The sequence below is a fragment of the Spirosoma lituiforme genome, from assembly GCF_054776635.1.
Window position 1 is genome coordinate 208,027 of the sequence record NZ_BAAHBO010000002.1, and the last position, 23,429, is coordinate 231,455.

Here is a 23,429-nt window from a genome sequence, read left to right on the forward strand (position 1 = left end):
TTAAGCCAGGCAAAATCATGTTACTGAACGATAAGAACGTAGCCATTCTGGGGGCGGGACCCGTTGGGCTGACCATGGCCAAACTACTGCAGCAGGAAGGCGTAGCGGTAACCGTTTACGAACGGGATAAAGACGCACAAACCCGAATCTGGGGTGGTACACTCGACCTGCACAAACATTCCGGACAGAAAGCAATGGAAAAGGCAGGTCTGCTGGAAAGCTATTACAGGACGGCGATTCCTATGGGTGTACTCATTACCGACGAACGGGCGAACGTGCTGTCTACGACACAGGTTACACCTGATAATCAATATGATAATCCAGAAATAAACAGAAACGATCTACGGCAATTGTTGCTCAATAGTCTACAGAGCGGCACCGTTGTCTGGGACCGAAAATGTACAGGACTGGACGAACAGGCCGGAAAGTGGAGGTTACAATTCGACGGTAAACCCGATGCAACCGCCGATCTGGTGATCGTTGCCAATGGGGGAATGTCCAACGTAAGAAGTTATGTTACGGATACCCAGGTTGAGGATACCGGCACCTTCATCATACAGGGCGACGTACCTCAGCCGGCACTAAACTGTCGGGAATTTTACCAGCTCTGCGATGGGCACCGACTCATGACCGCCCACGGAGGTAACTTATTCGTTGCCAATCCCTATAACAATGGTGCATTGAGCTATGGCGTAATTTTTAAGAGGCCCGACGAATGGAGTCAGGGGAATGGATTGACCGCTCAGGATACAGACAGCATCCGCCAATTTCTTCTCGACAGGTTTTCGGATTGGGACGAACGGTACCGGCAATTAGTCCGGGCTACATCCTTTTTCGTTGGCTTGCCAACCCGAAAATTACCGCTGGGTAAACCCTGGAAACAGGATCGTCCGTTGCCGATCACGCTGATTGGGGATGCCGCTCATTTGATGCCCCCCTTTGCCGGCCAGGGCGTAAATACCGGACTGATAGATGCCTTAACGTTAGCCACTACCCTCACCAGCGGAAAATACGAAACCCTGCGGGCGGCCATTAACGCCTATGAAGATGACATGGTCGTGTACGCAGCTGAAGCACAACGGGAATCGAGCGAGAACGAAATTGAGATGCGTCATCCCGACTTTTCTTTCCTGCAATTTATTCACTAGCCCCTATAAGGCTTCATTTTGAAACTGTTCATTAACCATTTGCGGGGTATTTTTTTATCATTCTGACGCAGCCGGCGGCCCGGCTGCGTCAGAATGATAAAAAAACGTCAACGTTCCTGCTTAGTACCCCGGATTTTGCTTCAGTTGGGTTGAGACATTCAGCACATTCTGGCCAATGGGGAAAATGGCGGTGTGGTTGTCGGCATCGGGTTGCTTATCCCACCAGGTGCCCGAATTGAAGACACCCCAACGGATCAGGTCCGTACGACGGCGGCTCTCCACCAAAAATTCGCGTCCCCATTCATCAATCATTTCCTGATCGGTTAACTGGCTACCGTCTGGCTTATACAGGCTGGGCGAGCCCGTCGGGTAGTTCCGGGTCCGAACGGTATTCAGTAACGTAGCCGCCGATGCTTTGTCGCCCGCCCGGTATTTGCACTCGGCCAGGGAATAGTAAATTTCAGCCAGCCGTATTTCCGCGTAAGCCGACGAAATCTTGTTCGGGTCACTGCTCGGATAGTACGGATACTTAACCGGCACGAGTCCCGAATTCTGGTCGGCGTGGTTCATATTCGATTGTTTATCGGCGATTTTGGTACCCGGTTTGGCATCCAGAAACATACCAACCTGATCCCGCAAGAACAGTGCGTAAGGACCTTTGGTCGAGCGAACGGTATCGACTTTACCATTCGAGTTAATGTAAGGCAGATAACCCGATAGGAACATGCCTTCCCGCGTACTGTTACCCAAGTTTTTATAGGTTTTCAGCCGGTAGTCATCCGCGTATTTTTTGAATTTCAAATACGGCTTACCCAGGGCGAAACTGTACTCCGTGCTATCTACGTCTCTGCCGGGTTGCAAGGCATATTTAGGGTTGGCCGTGCCAAAATCGGTAAAGCCAAAATAATAGGTTGCGTTCACGGGCAGCATCCAGAAATACATTCCCCCGTCGTACTGCCAGTGTGTTAGGCCAAAGCTACCGGGAAAGCCAAAGACGACTTCCGGGGAGGTTGGATTGGTGTAGTCAAATGGAGCGTCCCACCGCGTTTCTAACCCGTAGGTGCCGTATTTCCCGGCAATGATATCCTGACATACAGTCGCACAATCCGCAAAATGGTCGGTACCGGTATACACTTTAGCGTTCAGATAGAGCCGAACCAGCAGGGCAGCCGCTCCCCCCTGTGTCCACCGGCCAATGGCATTATCGCCCAAACTTTGGCGGGTAGGCAGCTTGGGCAGCGACTCTTTCAGTTCCTGCTCGATGTACGAAAACGCTTCCTGGGGCGAAACCTGTGGCCCGCCCGCCGATTCGCCTTTTACTTTTTTCACCAGAACGATGTTCCGGTAAAAATCCAGTAGCCTCAGGTTGAGCCAGGCTCTGAGCGTCCGCACTTCGGCAATCATGCCATCCAGTTCGGCCTGGGTCATCTCAAATTTGCCGGGGTCTGTAATGGCCTGTAAATCCTCCAGCGTATTTGTCGCCAGGGTAACACCACCATACAGGGCATTCCAGGCATCACTGGTGTACCCGTCGTTGGGCGTCCAGGTATGGTTATGAACCCGCTGATACTGCCCCCCATCGAACCAGTCGCCCTGGCGGTTAGGTGTCATCAATTCATCGGTACTGTTCTCCTGAAGCATAAAGGTTGAGCCGCCCTGAATGGTCCAGTAGCTGTGCTCAAACGGGCGCAGAAAATCCCGAATGACGTCGTTTTTGGTTTGCAGAAAATTCTCGGAGGTAATCTTGTCGTACAAAACTTCATCCAGGTTGGTACACCCCACTGCCATCAGCAGCATACAGGAGGCCGATACCCTGCCCAGCATAGTAAAAATAGGATTCCGTTTCATTGGCTATGTTGTCGTAAGATTAGAACGTGAGTTGCAGACCCAGCAGCAGTTGGGTGGTCGATGGAAAATAATTCAGCGTACCAACGGTATTACCATTATCAACCCGTTGATTGACACCCGGAAATAAACCGTTGACCTGAATTAAATCAGGATCTCCGCCCGTAAATTTGCTGAAGGTCTTCAGGTTCCGGGTGGTTGCGTAAACCCGAACGGAGCGCAGGAATTTAACCGTCAGTGGCTGGGTATAACTCAGCGTCACGTTATCAATTTTGACGAAGCTACCCGGCTCCAGAAAGTAATCCGACAAGCTGGAGTACGTAGCGGCATTGGTCAGTTTCGAGTATTTGCCGCCATCGTACGCCGAGGTAAGCGTGTTGGCATTCTGCTGGGTGGAGGGCGTTCCTAAATAAAAGGCATAAGTATTGAATACGTTGTAGCCAAACGCCCCCCGCAGAAAAACGGTCAAATCCCACTTTTTATACCTGAAGCTGTTGGTTAAACCGGCCGTAAACTGCGGCAACCCATTGCCTACGAATTGCTTATCATCATTGGTCGCTTTGTTGGCAACAATCACATCGCCCGCCTTATTGTACACCAGCAACGCGCCCGTTTCATCCACCCCGGCCGATTTCAGCGCATAAAAACTGCCGATCCGGGTATTTTCCTGCAAACGCTGAATGTTACCCGGACTACCCGGTGCGGGCATACCCACAACATCAATGTAGGTCTGTCCTTTGTAAGCATCGTTGGAGAAGGCGACGAACTTATTGCTGTTGGTCGCGCCGGTAAAGGCCAGATTGTACGAGAAATCTTTCTGATTCACCACCGCAGCGCTCAACTGAATTTCCAGACCCGAATTCTGCATCGTCCCGACGTTCGCAAAGGTAGACCCCTGCACGTTGGGTGGGTTAGGCACATTGTACGAACCCAGCAGATCTTTATTGGTGCGAACGTAGTAATTCAAGCTACCGGTTAACCGGCTATTTTTGAAAAGGTCAAAGTCAAGACCGACGTTGACGTTGATTGCTTTCTCCCAGCGCAAATTGTAGTTCGTGTTCTGGCTTGGCCCCCACACCTGGTAGGACGTGTTGTTGTAGAGGTAGTACCCGTATCCGCCGTAGGTATCCAGCGACAGGTAATTGCCAAAATCCTGGTTGCCGGTTTCCCCGTAATCCGCCCGAAGTTTCAGCTCGTTCAACCAGCCAATGCCCTGCCCGAATTTCTCCTGGGTAATGCGCCAGCCGACCGATGCGGCTGGAAAATAGCCCCATTTGTTATCGTACCCGAACTTGGACGATCCCTCCCGTCGTAAACTGGCCGAGAAGTAATATTTCTGGTCAAAATCGTAGTTTACCCGACCGAAGAAAGCAGCCAGTTTAGAGCTGTTCCGGTAAGAACCTACATTGTTGATTCCCTTTTCCAGATTCCACAGACCCGTTCCCAGGTTGTTGTACGTCAGCACATCCGACGGAAAATTTTCATTGGACGCATTGAATCCAGACGACATGAAGAACTGATACGAATACCCGCCCAGCAACTTGAACGAATGTTTTCCAGTCTCCAGGGCGTAGTTACCCGTCCATTCGAAACTCTTCTGATCGTTTTCATCCAGCGATTGATACGCCGTGTTCCGCTTCGTCCCGTTGATCACCGTCGTCAGCGTAGACGGGCTGAATCCTTCATTCCGGAAAGATGAGCTCACTTCGCCCAGCGTAATGAGGGTTGACAGGTTATCGAGCAGATTGAGCTTGAACGAACTATTGATATCCAGGTATTTTATTTCCTGACCCGACAAAACGTTTTTGGCGTTTTCGACCGGGTTGTTGGCAAAAAAGCCATTGTTGATATACGCATAGTTGCCGGTGTTGTCGTACAGGGGCTGCGTAGGATTGAGCGTCAGGGCATAGTTGAATCCGCTATAATCGGCCCCGCTGGTTTTGGCGTACCGGGGAGCCGCACTGAAGGTAATGGCGTACAGATTATTGGCGGATGTATGGTTGATGTTTACCCGCCCGCCATACTCCTGCTTCGCCGACCGCAGGTCGATCCCTTTCGCATTTCGATAATCGAGCGACGTGAAATAGTTTGTTTTTCCGTTCCCGCCCGAAAACTGCAACGTGTGTTTTTGCGAGAAAGCGGGACTTCGGCTAACGGCTTTCATCCAGTCGGTATTGCCACCCAGATCTACCCCGCGTTTGTTGGCCAGAAACTCGTCGTGGGAAAGCACGGACAGCTTGTTGGTGATGAAATCGAACGAGGTGTATCCATCGTAGAAAATGCGCGACTCCGACGATCCTTTTTTGGTCGTCACCACGATAACCCCGTTACTGCCACGGGTTCCGTAAATGGCGGACGCGGCCCCTCCCTTCAGGACATCGATGGATTCGATTTCATTCTGGTTGATGTTATCCAGATTACCACCCGGCACCCCGTTAATAACAAACAGCGGCCCCAGTCCGGCGCTACGCGACGAAACCCCGCGTAATTGAATGCTAGGGGTTGAGTTCGGATCGCCAGCGGCCGTATTGGTAACGGATAAACCGGCCACCTTACCCTGAATAGCCATTAAGGGACTGTTGCTGCCAACCCGTAGCAGATCACCGGCGGATAAGTGGGTGACTGCGCTGGTGACTTCTTTCCGGCTCAACGATCCATAACCGACCACAACGACTTCATTGATGGATTTCACGTCGGGCTTTAGCTGCACGTTCAGCGTTGTCTGGTTTCCGAGCGCAACTTCCTGCGTAGTGAAGCCAACAAAACTGAAAACCAATGTCTGCGCACCATCGGGAAGGGTCAGTTTAAAGGTCCCCGAAGCATCCGTTACCGCGCCCCGCGTAGCTCCTTTAACAACGACACTCACCCCCGGCAGGCCCTCTCCTTTCTCGTCCGAAACAACGCCGGAAATGGTTCGATCGGCTGGCGCGTCGAGTCCGTCGGCGGGGTCGCCCAACTCAATAGTAACGGCGGTTGCAGCCGTGCGGGCCAGGATGATTTGCTCGCCGGAAATACTGAAACTGACCTGCAATGGAACCAGCAGCTTTTCCAGCACATCTTTCAACGTACTGTTCTGTACGCGCATGGAAATGAGCTGTTTCGAGCGGACAATTTGAGGACTGTAGGAAAACTTGACATTGGCAGCCTTTTCAATACTCCGCAGCACCGTTTTAATGGATTCATGCTGAATGGTCAGGCTTACCCGACGATCCAGCATTTCCTGACCCGACGCATCGTCGGCCCACGATACACCCGCGAAGGTAAGCGCCAGCACAAGCTGGAAGAACGTACATTTCATACACCTTAGTAAGTAAGGGTTTACTTTTTTCATAATTTTGATTGGTTTTGTCGGGTTGAAATCGGGCAAAGCAATTCCTGTCAGCCCATTACGGGCTGTTATTACCAGGGAAGCGTTGGGCCAATGGTGCTTGCTCCACCATTGGCTTTTTCACGTCAGGTTAACTAAACTAAGCGGGGGTTACTGGTCCATAGGCAGTCGTCTTACTAATCATGTAACGGGTAGAGACACGAGGTGATCCAAACCGGTTTACCGGCAATTTCCGCCATTGATAACCACCTGGCCATCAATAACATCGTAGGTTGCGCCGACCGTTTTACAAATGATCATCAGTTTCTGATCAAAAGACAATCCATCCATTGAGGAGGTTAACTGACAATCAATGAGCGCTTCTTTATTGTAAAGAATGTCGATGCCATACGCTTCTTTTACGTCCTGCAGAACCTGAGCCATTGGCGTTTCATTATAGACAAACGGGGTAGATTGCTTCAGGCGGCCGGGTATCTTCAGGACAAATGGTTGACTGATCAGGGATTTGTCGAACCGGTCCGTTTCTCGGGTAAACACAACCTGCTGGTTGGGCAGCAACAGAACACCTTTCTGGTGCACGCGTTCGGGGTTGGCCTGATCGCGGTAAACCGATACCTGCCCGGAAAGCACCTGGACCCGAACCTGATCTTCTTTTGAAAAAGCCCTGATCCTGAACTTTGTCCCAACTACTTTGGTAACCAGTTCGTTGGCCAGCACCAGAAACGGTTTCCGGGTATCCTTTGTCACGGCGAAGGTGGCTTCGCCGGACAGGTACACCAACCGGTTTTTCTGACCAAAATCGGCCGGATAGCTTAACCGGCTTTTCGGGTTCAGCGATACAACCGACTGATCCGGTAACTGAATAAGCTGGGGTTGTTCAGTCGTATTGACTTTTTCGGTGAATGTCTTCTCCAGGGTAGCCAGCCGGTGTTCGTAAGGCGTTGTTTCAGTATAGGTCAGCCACCAGATACCAATGGCCAGACTAATAGAAGCGGCCGCCACCCACTTGATTCGGGCGAGCCGGATTACAGGCCCCGCTGCCTTGCGTTGCCGGGCATTCGTTTGCTGAATCCGGATGAGTAATTGACGAATAGTTTCCTCCGGCAGACAGGTCTGCGCGTACCCATCGAGCCCCAGCCGAATAGCGTCCAGCAGGCTCACGGCCTGCTGCCATTGTTCCACCGAATGCTCTTTGGACCAGGCCTCCCAAAACGCCGTCGACTGGGGAGTTGGCGCGAGGTGATGGCTGACAAAAAAATCGTCGGTCAGGAAATCAGCGGATGAGAATTGATCGTAGTCGTGCTGCAAAATCTACCGGGTTTGTCAGTAGATGACGAGAATGCGAAAACGTACTCACTTATTTATAAAAAAAATAATAAAAGTTAAAAAAGGCAGAATGATCCACCCCCGTAGCTTCTCAACAGCCCGAAACACCAGATTCTTAGCCGATTGATGATTGACCTCCATGACATCGCCAATCTGGTCATAATTCATGTTTTCAACGAAGCGTAATTTAAGTGCTTCCTGCTGGCGGGGCGGCAGTTGAGCGATCAATCGTTGCAGGCGATCTTTTCGGGAATTAGCGGCTTCTAATTCTTCCAGCAGTTCCAGGTCGTTAGGCTCGGTCCAGAGGGCATCGTAATCCGTTTCGGTCAATGGCTGAAACGGGCGCTCTTTTCGTTCGAGCAGATGAATGATCCGGGTTTTAAGCGCTTTCAGTAAGTAATGCCGGACATTGGCAGGTGTTGAAAGACGGGTTCGTTTGACCCAGATTTCCGTGAACACATCGTGTACGCAATCCAGCACAAAGGCTTCCGAAGCCGATACCAGACTCATGCCATAGCGGTACATAGCCCGAATGTGTAGCTGGTAAAGCTGTGTATACGCATCCTCATCACCCGACTGAAAAGCGGTCCAAAGTTGCAGTTCGTCCAAGTCGTTAAGCTAATTCGGGTAGGCTACCTACACCAATTTGATTGACTATATATGTCTGACGCAGGCATGCGTAAATCATACCGTCCCTTGGGATGAACATCCAATCATCCCTTACAAAAATAAGATTTAATTTATAATTTTTTGACGTTATTCTTTTGGCACAAAATAGCTGGTTGGTGATATGTGTGGTTTTGGCCGGGTCGCCAGTGCGATGCTTGCGGTGGCAGATGCAAGCATCGCACTGGCGTGCACAAAAAAGGGAGGTTACCCAAAATGGGTAACCTCCCTTTCGTACTCATCTAGCAACCTACTACTAGAATCCGTACCGCGCACCGAGCTGAAACTGGTAGGGGTTACCACTCAGGTTCGATACACCCGCGTTCGTGTTCACGGCATATTTGTAATTATTCGTCGTTGTGTCGAAGCCCGATCGGGTTAGCAGCGAAGTCGCACCCAGCGCATGGTTAATACCCCACGCTTTATTGAGCAGGTTAGCCGTGTTGAACAGGTCGCCCGATAGTTCTATGTACTGGTTGCGGAACGTTTTGACTTTGTAGGTCAGACGCAGGTCGAGTGTTCCATAGAATGGGTTTACCCCACCGTTGCGCTCGGCAATTTTTCCGAAGCTGTTTCGAATGTAATCTTTGGCGCTGTTTTCTACGTTCGGATTGTTCAGAATCGCATTGATACCCTCTTTCAAATACTGCGGTGTTTCTCCTCGATTTGGGTCGTAGACATAAGCCAGGTCGTTGGTTTCTACAAAATCACCGTTGATGTTGCCGTTCACCACCATCGAATAGCGCGTGCCGCTCAGGCCGGAAAAGCGGAAGCCGAGGTTGAAGCCGTGGAAGGTAGGTGTGTTCCCGTAAACGACGATCTTGGTCCGAAACTGATTGTCAGAATAGTTCATCTGATTCAGCGTACGCGGATCGCCAGCGGTGTATTGGACCAACGTGGCTGTGTTGGCTACGTTTCCGTTGTAGGACGTGTTGTCTTTGGTATCGTTCCAAGTGTACGAGAACGCAATTTCGCCATCCTTGAAGTACCGGTAATTCCCGTCGACCACAACCGCCATCTGATTCACTTTACCCAGACTGCCCAGTTCCAGCACCCGGCCTACTTCGGTTGTTTTCCGGCCTAAGGTCCAGTTCTGAGAACCGTTGGATGTCAAGATAGACGAAGCCGGTACGTATACCGGGCGATTGGCTTCCTGCGACAGCGTGAAATACGGCTGGTCCACCATGTTTTTGTCAATGTACGTATAGTTGTTACGGGCAAACGACATATAACCCGCAATGCTCATCCGGAAATTACTCGTGAAAAAGTGGCTATACGACCCGTTGATCTTGTAAACGACTGGCACTTTGGCATCCTTACCGTTCATGTTGATGGTGTACAGCTTGGGCACGTTAGGGTTATTGATCAGATCAAGACCCGGTGCCGAAGCCGGATTGGCGCGATAAGCCGGGAAGTTAGGCGTAGGGACCAGATTACCGGTTACGTCGATGCTGGCGATGCGGCTACCGTCGAAGACCATGTTATTGATCATCGAGTACGGGTTGAGGGCCGAGCCCAGGATGCCGCCACCCAGGCGAATGATGTCCCGGCCATCCTGACGAACATCCCAGGTTGCCTGAATGCGCGGCTGAACTTGTAGCGTCGCCAGTTTATTGTCGGTCCGCAGGCCCAGCGTATTAAACACGGTCTGGTTAAAATTGGGCTTGGTCAGGTAATCGGTATAATCGACCCGGATACCCGCCGTAACGTTCAGGCCGGGTGCTACCATCGTTTGCGCCTGCGCGTAGAGGTTTGGCACCAGCACATTGAATTTGACATTGGGCGTGTTGGTCAGGTAAACGTCGCGCGTGAACCGAAAAGGGGCCAGGTTGTTAAAGGCGGTCAGTTCCGTGTACCAGAACCGGCCGTTTGTTTCGCTACCATAAATCGAATTCTGATTGCTGAACGTTAGACCACCCCCAAAGGTGAAGTTGAACTGGTTGGTATTTACGTACACGTTGTTGACCAGTTGAACGAGGTGGTTATTGAAATAGTCGCCACCGTAGCGTTGGCCGCCCAATTGAATGTTCGTATACAGCGTTTTGGTCGAATCGGTCGGGTTGACAGACGCTACGTTCGCGACGGTAGCCCGTGGAATATTCATTTCGGGCAGTTGTGGGTTGGTGTACATCTGGTTATACTCCCAGAAGTGCTGCAGTTTCAGTTCATTCGTCACTTTCGGGCTAATCGTAGTCCGAAGCGAAGCCAATAAACTGTTGTTGGCACTCTTACGGGTGCTGTACACCTCGTACATATTGATCGTCGTGTTATCATTATCCGACTGATTATCCAGGTCGTAGATGTAGTTGTTACGGATCGTCAGCAGGTTTTTGGCGTTAATCTGCCAGTCGATCCGGCCAAACAGCGCGTGCGTATTCTTAAACCGGGTAAACTGACCAAACTGGGGTTCGTTGCCGACACCGTATTTGCTGCGGGCAATGCTCAGAAACTGGTCTTCGGTAGCTTGCGTCACGTTGTACCGCAAGGCATCGGCCGTCGATTGAATCGGCGCGATCAGCAGCGGTTGCGTACTCGCCTGTCGGTCCCAGGCAACGAAGAAATGGAGTTTGTCTTTGATGATGGGGCCACCCAGCGAGAAGCCATACTGCGCCGTATTGAAGGGCAGATTTCTGGGCTGTTGATTGAGCCCGTACGGACTCGACAGCCAGCTTGTTCGCAGAAAGTTAAAGACACTGCCGCTCAGCTTGTTCGTGCCTGACTTGGTTACCGAACTAATTGTGCCACCACCGGCATTGCCATACGTAACGTCATATTGGTTGGTGACTACCTGAAATTCCCGGACGGCTTCCATCGTAATCGAATACGCACCCGTTGGTTGCCCACCGGCTATGGTACTTCGGGCGGCCATACCATCGATGGTAAAATTGGTCGCTGACCCCAGCTGCCCCCCCAAACTGTTGCCCGTGCTCAGGGGCGACAGGTCTGACAGGGTCGAGAAATTGCGTCCATTTACGGGCAGACGATTGATGTCCTTCGCCGTGATAGCCGTTGCCGTACCGATGTTTTCGATCTTGTTCCGTAGTGACGTGGAGGAAACCACAACCGTTTCCAGTTGCTGGGAATTTTCGACCAGTTTAAAGGATACCTGCAGCAGATCTCCCTGGTTAAGCGCAAAGCCAGTCTGGGACTGAGTTGCCATGCCAACGAACTGAACCGTGATTGAATAGGGTAAACCCAGCGGCAATTCCTTGAAACGGAATTCGCCTTTTTCGTTGGAAACGGTATTGGCCTTGAAACCGGTAGACTCGTTTTTGACCTGGATCGTCGCCATCTCCAGGGGTTTTCCATCCTGAGCCGTTACCCGTCCGGAAATGCCCGCCAGGTTGGTCTGAGCATTCGAAACATGGACGATAAAAAGAAGAAATAAAACAAAAAGCTTTGTAAAGTTGACCATTTTTTGGGGAGTTGAAAAATCCCGCAAATATCCCTAGTCAACATTGCCTGGCTGTGACGTGTCTGTTACCATACCTTAAACAAAATAAGGTTAATATGTCCAAATTGAGTAGTATGCCGCGTTTTTGGTTGGTAACCAAATGCAATCATAGCTTCTCACCGTCCAAGGACAAGTCTGGTCTGAGCGGGCGAATTTTCCGCGTCTACCAGCTGGATACTCAGCGAAGCACCCTTATACACACCCCGGTCTATAGCTATTGTCAGGGTATGAACGCCCGGCGCGAACGCGTCCGTTACTCCGCGATCGGTTAGTTTAAGCGGCTTTTGTTCGACCCAGGCACTCACGCCCGCCGTTGAGTTCATGGCCAGGTTTACGTTTCCTTTGCTGATCACGTCAATATCAAACCGGACGAAACTGAGCCGTTTGCCCGTCGTACCGTCAACGACCGGTAGTTCGCCGATTGGCAGATCGCCGGCAACCTGGCTGTAGGCTGGCTGCCAGGCTACTTTCGCATTGTCCCTGATGATGTAGCCTGGCCCTTCGGCCGCGATTTTCCGAGCCAGTTCGTTTGTGGGCGAAACGGTACTCCAGCGACGGACGAACCGCGCAGTGGGTACCCGGAATTTCCCTGACTCACCCATTTTTGACAAAAAGCCGACCAGGTTGATAAAAGCTTCCTGATCCAGACTGGCCGTCAATCCCGGAGGCATTAACGAGCCGGGCACTTTATCAATGGCACTGATCTGGCTTTTGGGAATGGAGACCTCCTGACCACTCACATCACGCAACACAATTTCGGCGGTACCATTACTTACCAGATACCCCATTAGTTCACTCCCATCTTTTTTAGCGATCCGCTGAAGTTCGAAGCCTTCTTTAATGGATTGGTTGGGGTACAGAATGGACCGAATAATGGTTTCAGATGGCGAACTCGTTCCCAGACTGCTCAGATCCGGACCGATACGACCACCGGCTCCGCCAATGGCATGACAGGTCAGGCAACTCAGATTGCTTTGTCGAAACACTAACTCACCTTTAACCGGATCGGCCGTTTCTTTAACGGTTTTAGCCAGACTGACAATTTCCTGATCCGTTAGCTCCTGAGGCATTTTTTCGGGCAATAGAACCCCACCGGATGCTTCCAGAGCTTGTGTCAGGCGTTTGGTATCGTCCGTATTTCGCCGGTTAGACGGCAGGTTGCGCTGCAAAAATTGCCGGGCCTGTCTAGCTCGACTTTCGGGTATTTTTCTGGTCGTTAATTCATCAGCCAATAACCGAATGCCCGCTTTGTTGGCCAGGAATGCCTGAAAAAGCTCGGTAACATCGGTTTGCGCGGGCAAGGTTCGTAGAAGGTCAGCCCCCAGCCGGGCAGCTTCCGGAGCATTCATCGAAACCAACTGAGTAGCCGCAGCCAGCCGTAACTCGGCGGGATTGCTTCCATTAGTCATCGCGATTATCGCGGTACGAGCTTGGTCGTTAGTTAGTGTAGCCAAGGCACCAAGGGCTGCTTTTCGTACATTCCTGTCTCCCTTTTTGGCCAGATTAATCAGCGTGCTACCCTGGTCGTTCAGTTGCCATAAGCCAATCAGCCGAATGGCACTCAACGCAATTGTTTCTTCGTCATTGGTAACGAAACGGGCAATTCGGTTTAAATCGCCCGTTGGCCTTGCGCCCCGTCGGGCGGCATCTTCCAGCGCATTCAGTTGAGCAGCCACCGATTTCGGCTGACCTTTACTTCCTGGTACAGCCTGATCGAAGAGAATGGTCAAATCGGCAGCGTTGCCGAATTTAGCCATTGAACTGAGCACGTCTCTCTGGTACTCGTCAGGAATCTGACCCTGTTGATAAAGCTGAGCCAGCCGGGTAACCGCAGCCGGATTATTCACGGACTTCAGCGCAAACGTAGTTTTTCGGACGTTTCCGAAGAAGTCGGGATTTGTCTTTACCTGGGCCATCCACAAGGGTTCCAGTTCACGAACAGTCTGCCACAGGGCGAAGTCCAGAAACTCATCCATCGGGTTGTCCAACACGGTCAGTGCGGTTCGGGCGGCTTCGGCCGTATGCACTTTCCGAAGGGCAATTACCGCTTCCAGTCGTACCTGGGGATGCGTATCTGTTACCGCTTTGGTCAGCAGCGCCGGTACGTTGTGCAGCCTGGGATACCATAGTTCAAGCGCCCGCAGTGCCGCGGCCCGCGCCTTGTGGTTCTGTGCGTTCAACAGGTGCAGAAGAAGCGGCTCGTTTACTACATCCAGCGTCTGATACACCCAGAGAGCTTCCAGTAGATTGTGCTCGTATTCAGCGTCTGTTTTGTCTAGCCCATGAACCCATTTTTGCAGGGCCGGCACGACTTCGGTAGCCCCGCGGGCCTTAAGGACCTGTTTAGCCTGCGAACGGGTCCAGTCTTCCGGTACTTTCAAATTGTCCAGCAACTCGCTAACGCTGGCCTTGCTCAGCGATGGCTTCCTGACCAAAGGCCGGTTTTTGGCAACGATTCGCCAGATACGGCCGTGCTCGTGATCCCGGCGCGGGTCGTGAAAATCGACTTCCCCATGCTGAATGATGGGGTTGTACCAGTCGGCCACGTAAATAGCGCCATCCGGTCCGACGGAGATATCGACCGGCCGAAAAGCGACATGGTCTGTCCATAACAAATCATCAACCTGTTTGGAGGCATACCCGCTACCCTGTTCTTCCAGCCTGAATCGATTGATGCGGTTGGCCCGGAAGTCGTTGGTGATAACACTCCCCTGCCATGACTCGGGCAAATGCCGACCCGATATGACCTCCAGTCCGCTGTGTTTGGGTTGACCCGGATTTAGCCCCCGCAAAATTCGGGCGGCTCCCGGCGACGTCAGGAACGTAGCCCCCGGAAAGGCATAATTAATGCCTTCAAAACCCGCCCCATCGGTCAGAAAAGTTTGCCCCCACCGATCGAACTGCAACCCCCACGGATTGACCAGCCCTTTGGCGTAAATCGCCAGTTCGCGTTCTTTAGGGTTTAATTGCCAGACCCCGCCCCCTTCCAGACGCTTGATACCGGATGGTGTTTCGACATGGCTGTAGATGTAAATGGACTGGTTGAAATACAAAAGACCCTCCGGTCCCCAGCGAAAGGTGTGAATGAGGTGATGGGTATCGGCCGTACCAAAGCCGTTTAAAATACGACGCTTTTTATCGGCTTTCCCATCGCCATCGGTATCGGCAAAGTGCAGAATTTCGGTTGAGTTGGCCACGTAAACGCCCCCATCGCCGGGTAAAATACCCGTCGGTGTAATCAGCCCTTCGGCGAAAATGGTTGATTTGTCCGCCTTGCCATCGCCGTCGGTATCCTCCAGAACAAAGATTTTGTCATTGGCCTGCTCACCCGTTTTTAAGTGCGGATAGGCCGTACTGCTTACAACCCACAACCGGCCATCGGCGTCCCAGTTCATCTGGATCGGTTTGGCCACCAGCGGTTCAGCCGCAAACAGCGTCACCTCGAAACCATCGGCGACCTTGAAGGACTCCAGTTCCCGCTTTACATCCGGATCAGGGTTATCTTTTTGATCGCCCTGATTAGCGGACGCAATGAACAGCAATGCAGCAGGGATAAGGATCAGTCGGCGACAGAATTTCACGGGCCAGCTCGTTTTCAGGGCGTTCATATGGATGACGTTCGGGCTACTTCAACAGGGTAAGTTTGTAGACAGTCGGCCTGGGCGTACGGCTCGTGGCGATCTGCCCTTCCAGCCACTTGATAATGAGGCTTTGTTCTTCCAGCCCCTTAGCATGACGCCCCTGTTCATAGGCGCGCATGCCAAGGATGTAGGTCGTATTCAACGGTCTGTACTGAAAGAAAAACAGTTCGTTTTTCTTTAAAATCATGCGTTGCAGTTCACGCACCTGCTCAAAGGATGGTCCCTGCTTTACTTCCACGCCCGCTTCCCACTGGCTGGCCGGTGCCGTTATCACTTCCGCATTGTCGGCTGTAAGGGTATACATGCCTTTTTTCAGCCCCGCTATCTTAAGAACCGGCCGCCCCGTATCAACCACGTTGGTTTCGTTGGCAGGCAACGGGAGCGGCAGGGATGATGACTGTAGGGTGAAGGTCAGCGGATCTGTTTTGTCATTCGTTTCCCGTAGCTTCACCGGGGCAGCTGCCTCCGGAGTCGTTTTGGTAATCGTTATCGAAGCTGGCTTCATTCGGGGTGGTAACCCCAACCCTTTTTCCAGACTGCTAGCCAGGTAATAATAGCCCAGTTCGTTCAGATGAACGCCATCTTCCGTAAGGGCCGCGGTTTTGCCCAGTTCCTGAATTGGCCTGAACAGATCCACAAACAGTTTGCTCCGCTCTTCAGCCGTTTGGGCAATCATGGCCGCGTACCGTTGCAGCATGGCGTTACGCTCCGCCGGGTTTTGGGCAGAATCGGCAGACAGGACCGGAATGGGCGATAGTAGCACCGTTCTTGCCCCAAGCTGGTCAATCTTGTCGATCAGTTTCGTCAATCCATCCCGAAATGTCGGTAAACCTGCTTCCCCATCCTGGGCTTCGACTCCACCGTAACCAATAAAAACAACCGTCGGCTGGGCTTTCGTGATGTGCTCCATTAACAGCTCATAACCGGTGGGCGGGTTTGTAATGGTGCTTCGGGCAACACCGAATACGTTGTCGCCCGTCCAGCCGAGGTTACGGTAGGTAACGTCGCGATCAGGCCACCGGGTTGTCAGGGCCAGTTCCAGATAACCATACTGAAAATCATCCTCGAACAGCGAGTTTCCCAGGAAAACCACCCGATCGCCGTTCTTTAACTCAAACGGCGTTTGGGGCGGCTCATTAACGGATTTGGGTGTAGTCTGAGCAAAGACCGATCCACAGAAAACACAAAGGAGTACGATTACACGAGTACGCAGAATGGTCAGTACAGTACGCTTTCTCATCTATTTTACGGGTAAGCCGTTTTCACTCGCTAAGTCAATGTTTTTCGGGCATCGCGGTCCGGATCGTTAACCAGGCTCGGTGAATCATCCAGAATCATGGTTTCCCCGTTCTGGCTCGTGTACGGTTTCCAGGTGGGTAAGCCGCCCCCGTTTGGATTTCCGGTTTTCACAAAATTGATAAACGCGCCCGCCATTTTTTCCGATAACGCTCGGGGCCGTTTACCTCCCCCCGTATGGGTCAGCATCAGGTCGGTATTGTAAAACCAGAAACAAATATCGTCGCAGTGAAACGCCCGCATCCGGCCATCGAACAGCGGAGGCTGCCAGCCAAACCAGGCCAGATAAACGGGGGCTTTCTGTTGCGAGGCTTTTGCATCGGCGGCCGCAACCGCATTTTTTCGGTTGGAAACGACCAGCGCCCAGATCTCGATAGGACGGGCCTTCGGGAAATTCTTCGCGTACGCATCCACAATTTCGCCGGCCTTGTCGCCGAAACGGGGTCTGATTTTTTCCTTTACTTCGGCCAGCGAAATACGTTCCAGACTGGCGTCCGTCCGGTCGGGGTTTTGCTCATGAAACGTCGAACAGATCAGCAGCGGAATATCCGCCGAAAAGTGACTGGGGTCTTTAAAGAAAGGGCCTTCATTCAGAGCTATCCCATCCGCTACGGGCGAAAAGCCCCCGCGCAGGAGACCAAGTCGTTTGGCTTCATCGCTCATTTTCTCAGCGGCCCGGTTCGCAATATCGATGTAGTCACGCCAGGGAATCTGCTGCAGTTTGGCGAATTCGCCGGGCTTTAACCCGGCCTCTTCCATCACCTTGAGTCCTAGCTTTTCGGCATACTCTTTATTAGTACCCGACAGCGAACTGCCACTCAGCGCCACCGCCCGGTGAAATAATCCTTTGGCGGAGGGCATATTCATGAGCGTAGTTACCTTGGCTCCTCCCCCCGACTGCCCGATAATGGTTACGTTGTTGGGGTCTCCACCAAAGTTGGCGATGTTGTTCTTAACCCATTCGAGGGCGGCCACCATGTCCAGATTACCCACATTACCGGATGATTTAAGCGGTCCGGCGATCTGGCCACCAGCCGCACTCAGCTCCGTATAGCCCAGCGCACCGAGCCGGTGATTGAGTGAGCAGAAAACGATGTTGCCCAGCCGGGCTATATTTTCGCCATGATACCCATCCTGTTCAATCGCGTTTCCGTTCACGAAGCCGCCCCCGTGCAGCCAAACGACTACCGGCCGCTTTTGAGTATCTAGCGTTAGTGTCCAGACGTTTAGCTTAAGGCAGTCTTCCGACACATCGTCGTAGTTCCAGTGATCGACAAACGAGGCATACGGATTGGCATACCGTTTCTCCATGATTTGCGGTGCCGAATTTCCCCACCAGAGCGCAGGACGAATATCTGTCCAGGGTGTGGGTTTCTGCGGGGGCATGAACCGGTTTTTCCCCGACGTGTCTGCGCCATATGGTATGCCCAAAAACTGATGCACCCCCCGGAGAATAAAGCCTCTGACTTTGCCGTATTCCGTTTGGGCTACCGCAATGTTGTCGCCAACGAACAGTACCTGTTCATCTGCGGATGGTTTTACCGTTTTGGGTTTGGCCGGACCTGAAGCGATGGATGGGCTGGATGCGGTCAATCCGGCGACTCCCACGCCCAGCGACTGCAAAAAATTTCGTCTTGACGGTTTCATGAGGGCATTCTGGTTAAAAGTTCAGGAAAGTAAGTACACCAGCATAGACTACGATTGTGAAAACAGCCGATTATGTAGCTTATCAGGAAAGACGTTTTAGGGGGAGTTTTACTATCTATACCAATACAATGGTCAGCCAGCTGACCCGTCCTACAGCAGGAAGAACGGCAGGGAAGAAAAAAAGAGTTGAACTACAAAGAACCCGGAGGCTTCGCTTAACGAACAGTGTATGGCGAACCGACCCCTATATGCTCTGTAGGGAGAAACTACCTGTCCTTGAATGGCAGATCCGTACGCGTGAAGCGGTGACGTTTAAAAAATGGCATCGGCGAACCAACCTCAGGCGCTAAGTATGCGTAACGGGCCTCAGTATCCGAAAGAATTGTTACAAATTTCGAATGTATTTCTGCCCGCCCAGGTAGCGCATCTGCCGGGCAATCTGCCGCGTCCGGCGCTGGATATAGGCCGATGGTTTCTTGATGGAGAACAGGCGTGGATTAGGCAATACGGCCGCTATCCGGGCGGCTTCGTCGCGGGATAGCGTGGCCGATGAATGACCGTAGTAGCGTTGTGCAGCAGCCTCAACCCCAAAGGTCATTGGGCCCGTTTCCGCTACATTCAGGTACACTTCCAGAATTCTCTTTTTACCCCAGATCAGCTCGATCAGCGCCGTAAAATACACTTCAAGACCTTTGCGAATGTAGCTGCGCCCGTTCCAGAGGAATACATTTTTAGCTACCTGCTGCGAAATTGTGCTGGCTCCCCGTGGCCGTTTGCGCGTCTGGTTTTCTTTTATAGCGTCCTGTATCTCATCGAAGTCGAAGCCCCAATGGGTTGGAAAAGCCTGATCTTCAGACGATACCACCGCCAGCGCAGCCTCCTTACTGATCTTATCGTACGGGCGCCATCTCTTGTAAACCTGGCTGCTTTCGTCGGTACCGAAGGTATCCATCCAGCGCGATACGATTAAAGGAGTCACCCAGACCGGCACGTATTTCAAAACGATCACATAACCAAACGAGCCGAAGAAAAGCCAGAGAAACGCTTTGATCGCAAACCAGTAAGCCCGCTCCATGAGCGGGTGTTTGCGCATGAAGCGACGTGCGTGCTCCCACTTACCCGACGAAGCGTTCTTTTCCGGTGCGGGTTTCCGACTGGCTGGCTGCGTTCGCTGGGCAGACGCGTTGGGGGACTTAGGCCTAGGGATCGGCGGTGGAGAAGTACGAAAAGTGTTGACCGGGCGTTGCGGGTTCATAAACGAAGAGGCTTACCGCGAAAATAATACGCCGATGGTTGTAAACCCGCGCTTTCCACGAATTAACGGGCAATTTATGAAAAAGCGTTACATCTAGTCCTCGACAAACAAGGTAGCGGCCACCCGATCGGCAAAAAGCTTCCCTGCTTCAGTCAACACCAAACGATCACCATCGCGTAACAGCCAGCCCGTTGCGTACATATCGGTAAGATCGCGAGCCTGTTTTTCGGAAAAATCGCTCATTGACAGTTCATTAAGCTCACTGAGCGAACAGCCCCATTTGGTACGGAGACCGGTTAATAAATACTCATTCACCTGATCGGCCATCGTCAACGTTTCGACCGTAGCGGGAAGTTCGCCTTGCCCGATAGCAGCCATGTACCGACTATTGTTAGCCAGATTGTACTGCCGCGAATGACCGTTGTAGGAGTGCGCACTTGGCCCAATTCCGAGGTATGGCCGACGTTGCCAGTAGGCGCTGTTGTGCCGGGCGTACTGGTCGGGTTTGGCAAAATTGGAAATTTCGTAGTGGTCGTAGCTGGCCTCCCGCAGTGCTTTTGTCAACTCCTCAAACTGCTCGGCGGCAAGGTTTTCATCGGCAGGGAGCATTTTTCCTTTTTTCTCCCAACGGCCAAAAGCAGTATCAGGCTCGATGGTCAGCGCGTAGGCCGACAGGTGTGGTACATTAAGGGCAAGGACTTTTTGCAGATCAAGCTGCCAGCGGGCTGTCTCTCTGTCGGGGATTCCATAGATCAGATCGACGCTCATGTTCTCAAAACCCGCTTCCCGCGCTAGCCGAACACAGGTTTCGGCCTCCGTAGCGGTGTGGGCACGGTTCATCCAGCGAAGCGTCGCTTCATCGAACGTCTGTATACCAATGCTCAGGCGATTCACATAGGTTCGCAACATCGTAAGCTTCTCCCGACTCAGATCATCGGGATTGGCTTCGAGTGTGATTTCAGCCGTGGACAACACGGTAAAGTGCGTTTGTATAACGGCAATAATTTGGCGTAACTCACTCTCAGTCAATAACGAAGGAGTTCCTCCGCCGAAATAGATTGTTTCGAGCGTTCGACCGGGCAGATAGTCTTTCTGCAACGCGATTTCAGTGCAGAGTGCATCGACCAGAGCCGATTTCTGTCGCAGGCTAGTACTAAAATGGAAGTCGCAATAATGGCAGGCTTGCTTGCAGAACGGTATGTGTAGATAGAGATGCATCTACCTCAATGACAACAAAGGCAACCGATGGGTTCACCGGGCAGCGGAAAAGGACGCAAAGCTGAATTTTATGAGAAGCCGCTCCTGTTATTCCGGGCACTTTTTACAACGTTTTCCTTTCTTGAACTTCTTGCAGCACTTTTTCAGTACGCATTCCTGACCTAAAAATGGATTAGTCTGAACGAGCGCTTTAGCATCGCTTACTGGACCGGCATTCTCAGAAAAGTTGAACTCGGTTGTCATTTACTGGAGTCGTTTACAAGAGCAAAGGTAAGCTTGTTTAGATTTATTACAAATTAAAATTAGAAAACTAAATAGCCCATTACGCTTTATCTGAAGAAAAGCGTAATGGGCTACGGCATGAATTAACGAAAACACGTTACAGAGAGAGGCCGTACCACGATTCAGAACCGTGGTACGGCCTCTCTCTACGTTTGAAACGTGCTAACTAAATTGACTACGGATTGATTTCACCCGTCAGGTACAACTGCACCTGCCCCGATATATCAACCCGGACGGGGTTCTCGCCATCGTCGTTGAGTTTACAACGCAGGTAACCACCCCGTTTGGAAAGCTGGCGGGCCGTCAGTTCCGTTTTGCCAAGTCGCTCAGCCCAGTAAGGTACCAGCGTCGTATGCGCCGATCCCGTCACGGGATCTTCGTCGATACCCGACTGCGGCCCAAAAAATCGCGATACAAAGTCAACCGATCCGCCCTCCTGGTCCTGTCCTGGCGCGGTGACGATAACGCCCCGGGCTGGCACGCTGCTCATCTCCCGAAAATCGGGTTGCAAGGCTTCGATCTGGGCTTGCGTTTCGTAAACCAGCATATAATCCGTTTTGCCTTTGAAAACGCCGACTGGTTTTACGCCCATACTCGTTATCAGCGCGGGTGGTTGTACATTGGCTTTGTGTACTACATCAGCCGGGAAGTCGAGGGTAAGCCAGCCGTTTTCGCCCCGGCAAACCTTTAACAGACCACTGCGGGAGTTAAAAAAGATCTGGTCTTTTTCAGGCGATTCATTTTCCAGGAAAAACACCACGTAACCCGTTGCCAGGGTAGCGTGGCCACATAAATCAACTTCTACCGTGGGCGTAAACCAGCGAATATGGTACGTGTTTTCTTCGTCGGTTTTGACGTAGAAAGCCGTTTCTGCCAGGTTATTTTCGGCGGCTATCCGCTGCATCTGCTCATCGGACAGCCACTCCGCCAGGGGCACAACAGCCGCCGGATTACCAGCAAAAAGCTTGTCGGTAAAGGCATCAAGTTGATAAATTCTCATAGGATTAAGGGGTGCACAGGGCACGATTTAGGAAATTAGGACGCTTGATCGTTGGTCTGTAACTGACTGAAGGTATCGGCGGTAAACGCAGTCAGCGACGGTATAATGACGTCAGCCATAGCAAACTTCGAGTCATTATACTCAAACGCTGCCGGTACCGCTACGGTATGCATACCCGCCGAATGAGCCGACTTCAGTCCGCTTCCCGAATCTTCGAAGGCTACGCAGTTGGCAGGCGATACATTTAGCTTACGGGCCGTACCCAGATACACATCAGGAGCCGGTTTATTCCGGGCTTCCAGCGTAGCTGAATGCCAGAGCGTCAGCAAATCCCGAATGCCCAGCCGATTAACCACGACTTCAATCAGGCTCATGGGCGATGCCGAAGCAATGGCCGTTGGAATACCCTGGCTGACAAAAAACTGTAACGTTTCGATGGCCCCCGGCATGGGTTCGGCTAGCCGGGCAATGCGGTCATGCACACCGTCGGTGATGGCATCGGCCAGGTTTTCGAGGCTACGGCCCGCTGCGGCCTCCTCCGACCAGGGTGCCTTGGCAAACCAGTACCGGACAACTTCCAGAATAGGCATTCCGGTGGTTTGCTTGCATTCGTCATCGGTCAGGTGCAGGCCAACGGTAGCAAACACAACCTGTTCCATAGCACGCCAGTGGGGCTCAGAGTCCACCAGCAGCCCATCCATATCAAATATTGCTGCGTCTATCAAAATTCGTACTGTATTAGGTTATACACTTAGTTAATCAACGGGCGTGCTCTGTTTGTTTAATTCCAGACACGTCATCGACTTCAAGTGTATCGTCGTCAACAATGGTGGTGTCAACGGGAACCGTGGCTGTTTTTGCTTTTTTCTCCTGCCCACAGGCCGAGAGTGATCCTAAACTAAGGACGAGGAGGATGCCCACCAGGCAGGTAATTCGTGATCGGTGCGGGCGCATTGCGGGTAGAAATTTGTGGATTCGGCCGTTATACATCTGCCTGACGGAATGGTTTCACGTCCACATTCTCCCAGACACCCTCCACTATATACGGATCAGTTTTCAGGTAGTCCTGAAGGTCGGCTTCTGTTTCCAGTTCGAGGAGAAGCATAGACCCGATCATGGTTTGTTCAGGGCTGAGAAGCGCCCCTCCGAGCACAAACTGCCCCTTCTCTTTCAGTTGACAAACATACGTCAGGTGAGCCGACCGAACAGCCATGCGCCGGTCAAGCGCACCGGAATCCGTATGATCATAAGCGTGTACAATGTACTTCATCCAACAAATAATTGTTTCCGTAAGCAAGATACCACCTTTCCATATCCAGCCAA

At 52.0% G+C, this 23,429-nt stretch carries 15 protein-coding genes; 1 reads left to right on the forward strand and 14 read right to left on the reverse strand.

Annotation, left to right across the window (positions count from 1 at the left end; genetic code table 11):
- Positions 1-17 precede the first annotated feature (17 nt).
- Positions 18-1,148, forward strand: a complete 1,131-nt coding sequence (locus ACYU87_RS09330) for an FAD-dependent oxidoreductase (RefSeq protein ID WP_461133795.1) — start codon at positions 18-20, stop codon at positions 1,146-1,148.
- Positions 1,149-1,268: 120 nt separating this feature from the next.
- Here ACYU87_RS09330 and ACYU87_RS09335 read toward each other — a convergent pair whose 3' ends face one another.
- From ACYU87_RS09335 to ACYU87_RS09400, 14 genes are all read right to left on the reverse strand, one after another.
- Positions 1,269-2,996, reverse strand: a complete 1,728-nt coding sequence (locus ACYU87_RS09335; RefSeq protein WP_461133796.1) for a RagB/SusD family nutrient uptake outer membrane protein — start codon at positions 2,994-2,996, stop codon at positions 1,269-1,271.
- Positions 2,997-3,015: 19 nt separating this feature from the next.
- On the reverse strand, positions 3,016-6,291 hold the full coding sequence (locus ACYU87_RS09340; RefSeq protein ID WP_461133797.1) for a SusC/RagA family TonB-linked outer membrane protein: 3,276 nt from the start codon (positions 6,289-6,291) through the stop codon (positions 3,016-3,018).
- Positions 6,292-6,540: 249 nt separating this feature from the next.
- Positions 6,541-7,629, reverse strand: a complete 1,089-nt coding sequence (locus ACYU87_RS09345) for a FecR family protein (protein ID WP_461133798.1) — start codon at positions 7,627-7,629, stop codon at positions 6,541-6,543.
- 45 nt (positions 7,630-7,674) lie between these two features.
- Positions 7,675-8,256: an RNA polymerase sigma factor gene (locus ACYU87_RS09350; protein WP_461133799.1), complete on the reverse strand. Its 582-nt coding sequence runs from the start codon at positions 8,254-8,256 to the stop codon at positions 7,675-7,677.
- 313 nt (positions 8,257-8,569) lie between these two features.
- The gene (locus tag ACYU87_RS09355; RefSeq protein ID WP_461133800.1) at positions 8,570-11,728 is read right to left on the reverse strand and encodes a TonB-dependent receptor; all 3,159 of its coding nucleotides are present in this window, start codon (positions 11,726-11,728) and stop codon (positions 8,570-8,572) included.
- Between the two features lie 155 nt (positions 11,729-11,883).
- On the reverse strand, positions 11,884-15,375 hold the full coding sequence (locus ACYU87_RS09360; RefSeq protein ID WP_461133801.1) for a PVC-type heme-binding CxxCH protein: 3,492 nt from the start codon (positions 15,373-15,375) through the stop codon (positions 11,884-11,886).
- Between the two features lie 16 nt (positions 15,376-15,391).
- On the reverse strand, positions 15,392-16,648 hold the full coding sequence (locus tag ACYU87_RS09365; protein WP_461133802.1) for an SGNH/GDSL hydrolase family protein: 1,257 nt from the start codon (positions 16,646-16,648) through the stop codon (positions 15,392-15,394).
- Between the two features lie 29 nt (positions 16,649-16,677).
- On the reverse strand, positions 16,678-18,351 hold the full coding sequence (locus tag ACYU87_RS09370; RefSeq protein ID WP_461133803.1) for a carboxylesterase/lipase family protein: 1,674 nt from the start codon (positions 18,349-18,351) through the stop codon (positions 16,678-16,680).
- A gap of 385 nt (positions 18,352-18,736) precedes the next feature.
- Entirely contained in the window at positions 18,737-19,606 is an 870-nt protein-coding gene (gene mtgA / locus ACYU87_RS09375) for a monofunctional biosynthetic peptidoglycan transglycosylase (RefSeq protein ID WP_461133804.1), read from the reverse strand.
- A gap of 93 nt (positions 19,607-19,699) precedes the next feature.
- Entirely contained in the window at positions 19,700-20,824 is a 1,125-nt protein-coding gene (gene hemW / locus ACYU87_RS09380) for a radical SAM family heme chaperone HemW (RefSeq protein ID WP_461133805.1), read from the reverse strand.
- A gap of 457 nt (positions 20,825-21,281) precedes the next feature.
- Complete coding sequence (locus ACYU87_RS09385) at positions 21,282-22,106, reverse strand: PhzF family phenazine biosynthesis protein (RefSeq protein WP_461133806.1); 825 nt, start codon at positions 22,104-22,106, stop codon at positions 21,282-21,284.
- Between the two features lie 35 nt (positions 22,107-22,141).
- On the reverse strand, positions 22,142-22,831 hold the full coding sequence (gene hxpB / locus ACYU87_RS09390; protein ID WP_461133807.1) for a hexitol phosphatase HxpB: 690 nt from the start codon (positions 22,829-22,831) through the stop codon (positions 22,142-22,144).
- A gap of 34 nt (positions 22,832-22,865) precedes the next feature.
- Positions 22,866-23,060 (reverse strand): hypothetical protein, encoded by a 195-nt coding sequence (locus ACYU87_RS09395; protein ID WP_461133808.1) that lies wholly within the window; start codon positions 23,058-23,060, stop codon positions 22,866-22,868.
- A gap of 28 nt (positions 23,061-23,088) precedes the next feature.
- On the reverse strand, positions 23,089-23,376 hold the full coding sequence (locus ACYU87_RS09400) for a YciI family protein (RefSeq protein ID WP_461133809.1): 288 nt from the start codon (positions 23,374-23,376) through the stop codon (positions 23,089-23,091).
- Positions 23,377-23,429: the final 53 nt, after the last annotated feature.